At 63.2% G+C, this 280-nt stretch carries 1 protein-coding gene; it reads left to right on the top strand.

Going from position 1 to position 280, the window contains the following annotated elements:
* On the top strand, positions 1 to 280 hold a 280-nt coding region (locus tag CKO33_RS13275), incomplete at both ends, for a hypothetical protein (RefSeq protein ID WP_200182698.1).

Genomic DNA, 280 nt, shown 5'->3' with positions numbered 1-280 from the left:
CACCGGCACACCGTGGGACTACCCGGTGTGCTTCCTGCACCTGTGCCGTCCCTCAACCCGCAACTACCGGCAGCTCCACCAGGCGATGAGCAACACCAGCGCGTTCGACGATCGGCAACTCGAGCACTTCGAGTTCTTCGGTCACCTCGATGAGGAGGAGATCACCGCCGTCCAGGGACTCATCGCAGATACCCCGAACACCGTGCTCACGCGAGCACGCGAACTCGCCCGGCAACTGGCGACCTGCGAACAACTCTTCTGGGAACGCATGGTCCTGCTC

Origin of the sequence: Ectothiorhodospira mobilis (assembly GCF_016584115.1) — a bacterium.
GTDB lineage: Bacteria > Pseudomonadota > Gammaproteobacteria > Ectothiorhodospirales > Ectothiorhodospiraceae > Ectothiorhodospira > Ectothiorhodospira mobilis.
This window is presented reverse-complemented; position numbering and strand designations above follow the sequence as displayed.